13 protein-coding genes are annotated in these 10,847 nt (G+C 66.9%); 9 read left to right on the forward strand and 4 right to left on the reverse strand.

The genetic code is table 11. From position 1 onward, the window contains the following. The coding region (locus ACIKT0_RS07450) for a hypothetical protein (protein ID WP_407104728.1) at nucleotides 1-309 on the forward strand (309 nt) is incomplete at its 5' end. Between the two features lie 42 nt (nucleotides 310-351). Here the strand turns inward: ACIKT0_RS07450 and ACIKT0_RS07455 are convergent. The 4 genes from ACIKT0_RS07455 to ACIKT0_RS07470 form a co-directional block, all read right to left on the reverse strand. Beyond that, nucleotides 352-1,452 (reverse strand): 2Fe-2S iron-sulfur cluster-binding protein, encoded by a 1,101-nt coding sequence (locus ACIKT0_RS07455; protein ID WP_407104729.1) that lies wholly within the window; start codon nucleotides 1,450-1,452, stop codon nucleotides 352-354. Further along, nucleotides 1,430-1,801: a Rieske 2Fe-2S domain-containing protein gene (locus tag ACIKT0_RS07460; RefSeq protein ID WP_407104730.1), complete on the reverse strand. Its 372-nt coding sequence runs from the start codon at nucleotides 1,799-1,801 to the stop codon at nucleotides 1,430-1,432. Before ACIKT0_RS07460 ends, ACIKT0_RS07455 begins: the two co-directional genes overlap by 23 nt. Nucleotides 1,802-1,905: 104 nt before the next feature. Further along, nucleotides 1,906-2,451 carry an aromatic-ring-hydroxylating dioxygenase subunit beta gene (locus ACIKT0_RS07465; protein WP_407104731.1) on the reverse strand — a complete coding sequence of 182 codons (546 nt, stop codon included), beginning with the start codon at nucleotides 2,449-2,451 and terminating at the stop codon, nucleotides 1,906-1,908. A gap of 134 nt (nucleotides 2,452-2,585) precedes the next feature. After that, the gene (locus tag ACIKT0_RS07470; protein WP_407104732.1) at nucleotides 2,586-3,803 is read right to left on the reverse strand and encodes an aromatic ring-hydroxylating oxygenase subunit alpha; all 1,218 of its coding nucleotides are present in this window, start codon (nucleotides 3,801-3,803) and stop codon (nucleotides 2,586-2,588) included. A gap of 429 nt (nucleotides 3,804-4,232) precedes the next feature. On the opposite strand from ACIKT0_RS07470, the gene ACIKT0_RS07475 reads away from it, so the two are divergent. The 8 genes from ACIKT0_RS07475 (at nucleotide 4,233) to ACIKT0_RS07510 (ending at nucleotide 10,765) form a co-directional block, all read left to right on the forward strand. Beyond that, nucleotides 4,233-5,375: an ABC transporter substrate-binding protein gene (locus ACIKT0_RS07475; RefSeq protein ID WP_407104733.1), complete on the forward strand. Its 1,143-nt coding sequence runs from the start codon at nucleotides 4,233-4,235 to the stop codon at nucleotides 5,373-5,375. A 63-nt stretch (nucleotides 5,376-5,438) separates the two neighbouring features. Next, nucleotides 5,439-6,344: an ABC transporter permease gene (locus tag ACIKT0_RS07480; RefSeq protein ID WP_407104734.1), complete on the forward strand. Its 906-nt coding sequence runs from the start codon at nucleotides 5,439-5,441 to the stop codon at nucleotides 6,342-6,344. Between the two features lie 11 nt (nucleotides 6,345-6,355). Further along, complete coding sequence (locus ACIKT0_RS07485; protein WP_407104735.1) at nucleotides 6,356-7,216, forward strand: ABC transporter ATP-binding protein; 861 nt, start codon at nucleotides 6,356-6,358, stop codon at nucleotides 7,214-7,216. Between the two features lie 47 nt (nucleotides 7,217-7,263). Then, nucleotides 7,264-8,133 carry an ABC transporter permease gene (locus ACIKT0_RS07490; protein WP_407104736.1) on the forward strand — a complete coding sequence of 290 codons (870 nt, stop codon included), beginning with the start codon at nucleotides 7,264-7,266 and terminating at the stop codon, nucleotides 8,131-8,133. 35 nt (nucleotides 8,134-8,168) lie between these two features. Beyond that, complete coding sequence (locus tag ACIKT0_RS07495) at nucleotides 8,169-9,044, forward strand: ABC transporter ATP-binding protein (protein WP_407104737.1); 876 nt, start codon at nucleotides 8,169-8,171, stop codon at nucleotides 9,042-9,044. Nucleotides 9,045-9,066: 22 nt separating this feature from the next. Further along, on the forward strand, nucleotides 9,067-9,261 hold the full coding sequence (locus tag ACIKT0_RS07500) for a hypothetical protein (protein WP_407104738.1): 195 nt from the start codon (nucleotides 9,067-9,069) through the stop codon (nucleotides 9,259-9,261). A gap of 27 nt (nucleotides 9,262-9,288) precedes the next feature. Continuing rightward, complete coding sequence (locus tag ACIKT0_RS07505; protein ID WP_407104739.1) at nucleotides 9,289-9,999, forward strand: ABC transporter ATP-binding protein; 711 nt, start codon at nucleotides 9,289-9,291, stop codon at nucleotides 9,997-9,999. After that, nucleotides 9,989-10,765 (forward strand): ABC transporter permease, encoded by a 777-nt coding sequence (locus tag ACIKT0_RS07510; RefSeq protein ID WP_407104740.1) that lies wholly within the window; start codon nucleotides 9,989-9,991, stop codon nucleotides 10,763-10,765. The genes ACIKT0_RS07505 and ACIKT0_RS07510 overlap by 11 nt, the downstream gene beginning before the upstream one ends. Nucleotides 10,766-10,847: the final 82 nt, after the last annotated feature.

Genomic DNA, 10,847 nt, shown 5'->3' on the forward strand with positions numbered 1-10,847 from the left:
CTTGGCCGCGCGGCCGAGGTTCTTGTGACGGGCGACGGCGAGGAAGTAGACGATGTCGTTCCAGTCGTAGCGCAGGGGCGCTCTGGCCTCGCTCATCCCTCGGTCGCAACCGTCGGGAACTTCGCCTATGGCGACCCCGACGTCAGCATCGGGCTCGTGCTGGGGCTCAGCCTCGCCGCCGGGACCTGGGCCGGCGCCAAGCTCGCCCATGCGCTCTCCCGCGAGGCGCTCGGGCGCGTGGCGTCGACCCTGCTGGTGGTGGTGGGCGTGCTGATCCTGACGCGGCTCGGCCTCAGGCAGTTCGCCTGAGGCCGCTTCAGCCGTCACGATGCGGGAGGGGCGTCCCGTCGCTCAGCCAAACTTGTCGTAGCGGATCGCGGAAGGGCTAAGGCCGCCCTGCGTGATGAGCGTACGCAGCGCGCCGTCGACCATCGGCGGCGGTCCGGCCACATAGGCCATCAGGTCGTCATAGCGGCCCGCCATCGCCCGGCTCGCCACCTCGTGAACCATTCCGCCCGCGAGCTTCACGCCGGGATAATCCGGATGATCCGCCTGCGCGGGCTCCTCGTGCGACAGCGCCAGGGTCACCTCGAGATTGCCGTTGGCCTCGGCGACGCGCCTGGCGAACTCCTCGAGGTAGAAGCCGTCCGCCAGCGTACGGACGCCGAAGAAGACGTAGCCTTTGCGCGTGCGGAAATGGTCCGCCTCGGCGGCCGAGGCGAGGATCGACATCATGCCGGCGATGCCGGAGCCGCCGGCGATCATCAGGAGGTTCTTGTTCTCGTCGGCGTGGAAGGTGGCCCGGCCGAGGGGGCCGAACACCTTCACCTCGGCGCCTTCCGCAGCGGCGCCGAACAGCCAGTCGCCAAAGCCGCCGCTCGGCTTGCGCTTGACCACCAGCTCGATCCGCCCGGCGGAGCGGGTGAAGTTCACCATGGAGTAGGCGCGGGCGCCTTGCAGGCCCGGGGCCTCCACCACCACGAACTGGCCGGCGTCGAACTCCATCGGCGTCGACAGGGCGACCTCGAAGCGGACGACGTCGCTGGTGAGCCTGCGGATGTTCTCCATCAGCCCCATCCGGTAGGCGGGGATCTGGTGGCGCGCCGGCTTCTCGGCCACCTCCGCCGGCACGCGCAGCACGCAGTCGCCGAGCGCCCGGGTCTGGCACAGCAGGATGTCGCCCTTGTCGCGCTTGAGGCGCGCCGCGCCCGGGGCCTCCTCCCAGGCGACGTCGACCTCGCCCGTCATCACCCGCGCGCGGCACGTCCCGCAGGTGCCGGTCGCGCATTCGTGCGGAAGGGTCAGGCCGTGCCTCAGCCCCGCGTAGAGCAGGGTTTCGCCCGGCGCGCAGTCGAAGCCGAACACGCCGGACTTCGTCTCGACCGAGACGGCGCAATGCTCGTGCGCGAGCGGCTCCGCCGCGAGGTTCTCAGCTCTTGCTAAAGAAGTCATCGTCCATGTCGTCTTCTTCTTCGAAGTCGTAGGTCAGCTCCTCGGTGATGTAGGCGAGCAGCTTACCGTCCTCCTCCTTGACCTCGTACGTCTTGAGCGGCTTCTCGGTCTCGCCGAGCATGTCGAGCGAGATCAGGTTCCAGGCCCAGAGATGCTTGGTGCAGGTGAGCACGCAGTTGGCGATGACGCCGGACTCGTCCAGCGGCTCCTCCATATGCGGGCAGATCGGCGGGATCGCGCGGAACCCGGAGCCGTAATTGGCGACGACGATCCGGATGTCGTTCGCGTCGACGAGCTTCAGGGAATTCGGCGCCACCTCGGCGGCGTCGCAGAGATACGTCCAACTCATCAGGGCGCCCTTTGTTCAGGTGAGGTCGGCGGCCAAGCGTCGGTCGAGGCGAGCGCCCGACGCCCGGCGCGACCGTCCGCCACGGTGCGGCGACGGACTCACGATCAGATCGGCCAGTGGGAGCCCTTGTCCAGCCGGCGGTTCTCCAGCCTGGTCTCGCGGCTGGTGAACAGAGCGCGTCCGTTCTCGATCCGGAACGTGTCGTAGTACTTGCCGACCAGGAACAGCCGGCTCTCTCCGGAATCGATGTGCGAGTTGGTGCCGTCCAGCAGGTGCTGGAACACGATGAAGGCGCTCACGGCCGTCGCGGTCGCGCCGTCGTCCGAGACGTCCACGGTGTAGACGGTGGTGTGGCGCGTCAGCGGCGAATGATCGGTGTTGTGCTTGGGAAGCAGGCGGATCAGCGCTTCGAGATCTTTCCGCGACCCATGCAGATAGGTCATGTCGTAGTTGATCTCGGGGCTCCACGCCTTGATGTCGTAGACAAAGCTCTCGTCGCAGAGCGCGAGCCACTCGTCCCATTTCTGGCTGTCGAGCAGGATGGTGGCGCGGTAGATCGCGTTCCGGACGGCGTCGGCGGCCTCGCGGGCCTGCGCGGGGTCAAGTCCGCCGCTCAGCGGCGGCGCGGTCATCTCAGTGTGGATATCCATCTTGCTCTCGTTTCCTCGCGCGGTGGAGGGCCTGATCGGCCAGGCGCAGCTGCGCCGACCGGCCTCTTCTCGTGTTCTTGCAGACGAATAAGGAGGCCCGGCGGGAGAGGGGCGACCCGCCGGGCCTCCGACCGTCACTCGGCGGCGATCGCCGGCGCGGTGTAGGGCAGTTCGGGATTGCTGGGCGAGCGGTTCATCCACTTGCCCCACTCGTCGTAGTAGTGACGCATCCCGTTCTCGTCGTGGATCGTCTGGTTCTCCTGGCGGCCGTGCAGGATGCGGCGCGGCTCCTGGCCCGGCCGCATGGTCGTGCCCTGGCCCTGCACGCCGATCAGATCCTCATGCAGGTTGCGGCCGAACGGGCCCCAGATCGAGTTGTGGTGGTTGATCCGGGTCTGGCGCTCCTCGGGCGTGTCGCTCTTGAGGCCGAGGCCGCGGAACTCGATCATCACCTTGTTGGGCCCGAGCGGCGTGACGACGTCGCAACGCAGCGCCGAGCCGCGCAGGTTGAAGTTCATGCCCGGGAACAGGTCGATCATGTACCACTGGTTCGGCGGCAGATGCGGGAAGGAGAGGCCCGCCCGGCTCTCGAAGCCTTCGTACTGGTCGTAGTTCACCTCGAAGGTGCCGACCACGATGTGGCCGTGCTCGAAGGACTCGTTCTTCCGCGCGAAGTAGGCGTCGTTAAAGCCGGTCACGCGGTTATGATAGTGCATGAAGTCATGATAGAACTCGCAGTTCGTATCATGCCACAGCTTGTAGTTCGTATCCACGATCGCCTTGTGATAGTGGAACACCTCCATGGGCTCGGCTTCGAGCGTCTTGCGGAGGCACTGGAACGGCTCTCCGGCCCAGTCTTCGAGGGAGATCGGGTTGTCGTCGAGGTTGACCCACACGAAGCCGCCGAACTTCACCTCGCAGCGCAGCCGGCGCAGGCCGACGTTCTCCTTCGGGAGCCGGTCCTGGTAGCCTTCCTTCTCGCGGCTGATGTAGACGCAGTTCCCCTTCATATCGAACTGCCATGCATGGAACATGCACGTCATCCGCTTCGGGTTTCCGGACGGCTGGCCCTCATAGAAGCTGCCGGAGGGGCGGCGCTCGATCAACATGCCGCGATGCGGGCAGACGTTGAGGAAGGCGCGAACCTCGTTGTCGGGGCCGCGCGTCACGATGATCGGCTCGTTCGCGATGCTCGTGGTGCGGAAATCATAGGCCTTGGGCAGTTCGGACTCGTGGCAGACCGGGACCCACGCCTTCTTGAAGATCTTCTCGAGCTCCTCGTCGAAAATCTCCTGGTCGGTGTAGACGCGGCTGTCGACCCACTCGCCCTTCTGCAGGGGCGGGGTGGCCATCCATTGGGTGTGATTCCTCGCTGGCATCGGCGCTTCCTCTGCTCCTTTTTATCGGCGACGGCTTGCCGCCGCCGTGCGTTGCCGCTCCATTCGGTGCGTGGATGAACGATCGCCGGGACAATCCGATTGGCCAAATGAAAGGTTCTTATTGTTTGATAGATACAGGCTTCGCAGCGCGCCCGTTCCGCCGGCGCTGTCGCGCGCGTGAGCGCGGCGGCGAAAATAGGCGGGCCCCGCATCTATGCGCATCCGCAATAGCGCGACCCTATCACTCCATTTGAAGGAACAATTTTACTCTGGCGGCGTGGCGGCGTGCCATCGCTGTCGAGACGGGCGCTAGCGCGTCTCCAACGCAAAAAAAGCTCTGCCGGACAAGATCCGCAAAAGCGGGCACGTCAATCAACGGCCGAGCTTCCCTTGGGAGGGAACATGGCCAGCACCAGAGCATCTGCGATGCTCGTCGCAGCGCTTGCAGCAGCGACGACCACGGCTTTCACCCCCGCGAATGCGGCGATGAACTTCGGCAAGCCCGGCGAGAAGGTCGACCTCGTGGTCGGCTATCAGCCGTACTACACCGCGTCCTGGTCGGGCGTGGTCAACAACGGCAAGAGCTTCTGGAAGAAGTATCTGCCGGAGGGCTCGACCGCCTCGTTCCAGATCGGTCTGCAGGGCGCGGTGATCGTCAACGCGATGACCGGCGAGAAGCAGCACATCGGCTACGTAGGCGACATGCCCGCGATCGCCGCGACCTTCCGCAATCTGCGGGATCGCGGCGGCACCGACCTGCGCATCGTCGCGACGCTCGGCACCTCCGAGCAGCAGTGCAACATCATGCTGGTGCGCAACGACGCGCCCGACTTCAAGGACGGCCAGGAGGCCGTCAAATGGCTGGCCGGCAAGCAGACCTCCGCCCCCCAGGGCGCCTGCTCCGACCGCTTCGCGCGCCTGGCCTTCGATCAGACCGGCACCAAGCCTGCGACCTACCTGAACCAGAACGTGGAGGTGATCACCACCAACTTCCGCGCCAAGAAGCTCGATGGCGCGACCGTGTGGGAGCCGACCGCATCCAAGATTGAGATGACGGGCCTCGCCAAGCGGGTGGCGACCGGACGCGACTTCAACGCCATCGACGGGGCCTTCCTGGTGATGGCGAACGATCTCATCCAGCAGCGGCCCGACGTGGTGAAGGGCTGGCTCGAGTCCGAGATCGACGCGCAGCTCTTCATGGCTGACATGAAGAACGCCGACGAGGTGGCGCAGCTCGCAGAGGCGCAGACGGAGCGGATGGACCGCAAGATTCTCTGGACCGCGCTCTACGGCGCGGCCTCCGAGAAGGACGTCGGCTCGACCAAGCTGCAGTTCGACTTCGTGGTCACGGACCGCGTGCACAAGCTGCTCGACGACGCCACCGCCTTCCTGAACACGCTGCCGGCGAAGCCTGCGGCCGAGCCCAAGATCCGCGAGGGCGGCGTCGACGACTCGATCGCCAGGGAAGTGCTGGCCGCCCGAGGCCTGCAGAGCCCGATCGGCGTCATCACCGCCCATCCCGCCGCGGATTCCAAGGCGAACTGACGATTACGCCCGCGGGCGCTCCGGCGCCCGCGCCGCTCCCTGACCGCCACAGAGGAATGCAAGATGAGCGTACTCGCCGATGACGCGTTCGCGGCCGGCCAGCGACCCACGAAGGCGCCGAGACGGCAGCCGACAGGGTTCGGTCTCATGGCCTACCGTGCGAGCAAGGGCGTCCGGTCGCCGACGCCATATTTGATGCTGTTCGGGATCAGCCTGTGGCTGGTCGCCTATTGGCTGCTCTGCGAGGGCCTGCAGCTTCCCCGGTTCGAGAAGATACCAGGCCCGATCACCATCCTGTCGGACTGGCTGTCCAGGACTCCCGCGCAGGGCACCTCCGTCTTCACGCCCGAATACTACCAACACATCTATGTGAGCTGCCGGCGCATCGCGATCGCCTTCTTCCTCGCGACGCTTCTCGGCGTGCCGCTCGGGCTCCTGATGGGCTGGTCGAAGACCATCAAGGACTACACCTTCCCGGTGCTCGAGACGCTGCGCCCGATCCCGATCATGGCGTGGGTGCCGCTCGCGATCCTGATGTTCTCGGGCTACGAGACCCCCGTCATCTTCCTGGCGACGCTCGCCTCGTTCTTCGCCACGACGCTCAACACCATGCTGGGCGTGCAGTCGATCGACGAATCTTACTTCCGCGCGGCCGGCTGCCTCGGCTCCAAGAAGTGGGACGTGTTCCGCCATGTCGTCGTGCCGGGCGCGCTGCCCTTCATCTTCACCGGGCTGCAGATCAGCGTCGGCGTCGCCTGGTTCTCGCTCGTCGCGGCCGAGATGGTCTCGGGCGATTACGGCCTGGGCTACCTGATCCTGTCTTCATACGTGAACAGCGTCACCGTCCCGATGGTGATCGGCATGCTCACGCTCGGCTTTGTCGGCTGGTTCTCCTCGGCGGCGGTCCGCTGGGTCGGCAACCGACTGATGCAGTGGCACGTCAAAGCGCTCGCGATGCAGGGCCGGTGAGGGGAACGACGATGCAAACCCAGCTCAATCATCCGGCCGGCGCCCCGGCTTCCAAAGGCGCCATCAGCATCCGCAACGTCACCAAGGTCTACGACCCCGACGGGGCGCAGGTGATGGCGGTGGACAACTGCTCCATGGAGATCGCGCCTGGCGAGGTCTGCATGATCGTCGGCCCCTCGGGGTGCGGGAAGACCACCCTGCTGAACGCGATCGCCGGCTTCCACTCGATTACCGGCGGCGAGATCCTGCTCGACGGCGTCCCGCTCTGCGGAGCGAAGAAGCCGCTCGCCGACCAGGGCTCCGATCGGATCGTGGTCTTCCAGAACGGCGCTCTGTTCCCGTGGAAGACCTTGGCCGAGAACGTCGCCTACGGCCCGATGGTGCAGGGCCGCTGGCCGAAAGCGGAGTGCGTTGAGCGCGCCAGAAGCGCGCTCAACGAAGCGGGTCTCGGCGCCGTCGCGGACAAGTATCCGGGCGAGGTGTCGTCCGGCATGGCGCGGCGCGCCGAGATCGTGCGCGCCCTCATCAACGAGCCGAAGGTCCTGCTGCTCGACGAGCCCTATCGCGCGATGGACGCTCTGACCAAGCAGATCATGCATGAAGCCCTGCTCGAGATGTACGACCGGACGAAGGTCACGATCTACTTCATCACGCATGATCTCGAGGAGGCGATCTTCCTCGGCGACCGGGTCTACGTCATGACCACGCGGCCCTGCCGGGTGAAGAAGGTGATCGACATCAACCTGCCGCGTCCGCGCGACTACCACACGCTGACGTCCGAGGCCTTCCGCCTACTCGTGAAGGAGGCCGACGAGGCCGTCCACGAAGAAGCGATCAAGGCCTTCCAGGCGGGCGAGCGCGAGATGGCCTGAGCGGCCTGAGCCCAGCCATCCAGCGCTTTATCCAAGGACATAAGAAAATGAGCGCCGTCACGACACTCGACCCCGCGGCCGCCCCGCCGCCTCCGGCTTTCCGCCGCCGCTCCAAGCTGGAGCGGACGCTCTCCAACGCCGCCTTCTGGAGGGGGCTCGCAGGCCTCCTCGTCTTCCTGCTGGTCTGGCAGGCGGGCGGCTTTCTCCACACCTCGCTGGGGATCGATGTTCCGTTCTTCAGCAAGCTTCCGGCCCCGACCGCCGTCGCGGCGGCGGCGTCCGAAGTGGTGGTGCAGTCCGGCTACTGGATGAGCTGGATCGAGAGCATCAAGCGCGTCATGATCGGCTTCCTGATCGCTCAGCTGATCGGCATCCCGTTCGGTCTCTTCCTCGCGGTGAACAAGTACTTCCGCGATATCTTCTTCCCGCCGTTCGAGATCCTGCGGCCGATCCCGCCGCTCGCCTGGGTTCCGGCGGCGCTGATCTTCTGGCCGACGAACGAGATGTCGATCATCTTCGTCACCTTCCTGGGCGCCTTCTTCACGATCGTGATCAACGTGCTCGGCGGCGCCCGGACGATCGACGTCCGCTATCTGCGGGCCGCGCAGTCCATGGGCGCCAACCAGTGGCACCTGTTCTCGCGGATCATCCTGCCCGGCACGCTGCCCTCGATCTTCACCGGCGCGGCGGTCGGCATGGGCATCACCTGGAACGTGGTGCTGGCGGCCGAGATGGTGTCGGGCGGCGGCTCGCAGTCCGGCGGCGGCTTGGGCTTCTTCATCTGGAGCTCGTACATGGGCGGCTCCATGGAGCACATCATCGTCGGCATGATCTCGATCGGCATTGCGGGCTACCTCTCGAGCGCCCTCATCCGCCTTCTCGGCGAACGCGTCATGCCCTGGCGGCGCGCCTTCTGAGCGTCCGCGCCCGTCATTCTCCAGGAGTTCGACCTATGGTCACGACCGTTCCGCAATCGGAAATCGACGTCCCCGCCAACGCGGCCGGGAAGAGCCGCGTAGAACTGAAGAACGTCTCGCGCGGCTTCGGCGAGGAGTGGGACCGCGAGGAGGTCATCAAGAACCTGACCTTCGAGATCAAGCCCGGCGACCTCACATGCATCGTCGGCCCGTCGGGCTGCGGCAAGTCCACGATCGTCAACCTGGTCGCGGGCTACGACACGCCGGAATCCGGCGAGATCCTCCTGAACGGCAGCCCCGTGCGGGGGCCGGGCAAGGATCGCATGGTGGTCTTCCAGGAAACGGCGCTGATGCCGTGGCAGACCACCTATGACAACGTCGTGTTCGGGCCGCTGCTGCGCGGCGAGGGCAGCCGCGCCGAGATCGACAAGGAGGCGCGGCGGCTGCTCGACCGCGTCGGCCTCGGCGACTTCAAGAAGAAGTATCCGTCGCAGCTGTCAGGCGGCATGCAGCGGCGCGCCGAGCTCGCCCGGGCCCTCATCAACAAGCCCGTGCTGCTGATCATGGACGAGCCGTTCCGCGGCCTCGACGCCATGTCCCGGCCGCTGATGCAGGAGTTCTTCCTGCGGCTGTTCGAGGAGAACCGGCGCACCAATCTGTTCGTCACCTCAGAGATCGAGGAGGCGATCTTCCTGGCCGACCGCCTGATCGTGCTGTCGAACCGCCCCGCCCAGGTGCGCGCGGTGATCGAGATTCCGCTGCCGCGGCCACGCCAGTTCCACATGATGAGCTCGCCAGAGGTGTTCGAGATCAAGCGGCAGGCGCTCGAGATCCTGCACGAGGAGGCGATGAAGAGCTTCCGCGGGCAGGGCGTCCGGGGCGAGCAGGCTCGGCCTCAGGCCCAGCCGTGACGGGGATCGGCCGAGGCGCGCGATGAGCGTTCTCGGCGTTCTCTTCTCGCGCGAGGCGATCATCGCGGTGGCGATCTGCGGCGCGCTCCTGTGCGTCGTAGGCTCGTTCCGGGCGGGTCGAAACGGTCCGGCCGGAGTCCTGGTGAAGACCGGCTACGCGTTGACGGGCGTCAGCATGCTGCTGATGATCGTGGCGGGGTTCATGTCCGGTCGCTGACGGCGAGTGTGCGTAAGAATGCTTGTCGTGGCGCAGTCTCTCGCCAAACGCTTCGGAGGAGCGCCGGCGCTCGGCGGCGTCTCCTTCCAGGCGAGGGCAGGCGAGATCGTCGGCCTGCTCGGGGCCAACGGGGCCGGCAAATCGACGACGATGCGGCTGCTCGCGGGCTATCTGAGGCCCGACGCAGGTTCGGCCTCCATCGCGGGACGCGACGTGGTCTCGGATCGTCTGGCCGCCCGCGCGGCCGTCGGATACCTGCCGGAATCGCCGACGGGATTTCCCGATCTCACGATCTCCGAGTTCCTCACCTTCGCCGCGGAGGCGCGCGGGCTCTTCGGCGCCGCGCGGCGCCGCGCCATCGAGCGCGCCGTGGACTTCGCGGATCTCGCCCTGGCGCTTGGCCGGCCTCTTGGCGCGCTTTCGCAGGGCTGGCGGCAGCGGGCGTGGATCGCGCAGGCGGTGGCGCATGACCCGCCGGCGCTCATCCTCGACGAGCCCACCACGGCGCTCGATCCGGAGCAGAAGGCGCGGCTGCGGGGCAGGCTCAAGGACGCCGCGCCCGGCAAGGCGATCCTGATCTCCACCCACATTCTCGAAGAGGCGGAGACGCTCTGCGACCGCGTCATCGTCTTCCGCGCGGGCCGCATCGTGGCGGATGCCCCGCTCGCCTCGCTCCTCGACGAGCGGGGACGGCTCGCCCCGGCTTACGCCGCGCTGAACGCAGCCGATGGCCGCTGATCCGGCCGTTCCGCGCCCGCCGTCCTGGCTGCAGGCGGCGCGCGCCGCGTTCCGCCACCAGCTGCGGTTGCTGGTCTATTCGCGGCTGACGCTGATCTTTCAGGTCGGCTTCCTGATCACGCTGCCGGTTTTCGTGTTCCTGATCGGCGATCTGTTCGCCGGGGACCGCGCCTCGCTCGACCTGATGCTGGCCTTCCTGCCATGGGTCGCGCTGATCTTCGTTCCGGCGCTCGCGATGCGGGCCTTCGCGGATCGGCCGCTCGACCGGGAGCGGGAGTTCCTCCTTACCCTCCCGCTGCCGCCGAGCGCGATCGCGGCGGGCGCATGGCTCGCCGGCGCCGTCGTGATGCTCGTCACGCTGCTCCTCACGACGCCGCTCGTCGCCACGCTGGCCTATCTGGGCGAGCCGGATTTCGGCGCCGTGGCGGCCGGTTATCTCGGCGCCGCCTGCCTGCTCGTCGCCTTCTATGCGATCGGCCTCTTCGCCTCGGCGCTGGCGCGCAGCGAGGTCGGCGCCTTCGTCATCGCGCTCGCCATGCTGTTCGTCCTGTTGCTGTTCGGCTGGGACGGCGTCGGCCGGCTGGCGCCGGGCTCCTCCACGGCGCGGCCCTTCGACGTCCTGGCGTTCGCCTCGCCGAAGTTCTGGCTCGACCAACTCGCGACCGGAGAGGTGCAGCTGAGGGCGCTCGCCTATTTCGCGCTTCTGACCGCGCTCGCGGTGGCGGGCGCCGCGGCGGCGTTGCGTAGGATCTCGATCTGCGGATAGCGGGCGTGGAAAGCGACGAGCATCTCGGTCACGTGGAACGGCCCGACCGCGCCGACCCTGAGCTTGCCCGTCTTCAGTTCGC

The sequence above is a fragment of the Hansschlegelia beijingensis genome, from assembly GCF_045505405.1.
Classification (GTDB): Bacteria; Pseudomonadota; Alphaproteobacteria; order Rhizobiales; family Methylopilaceae; genus Methylopila; species Methylopila beijingensis_A.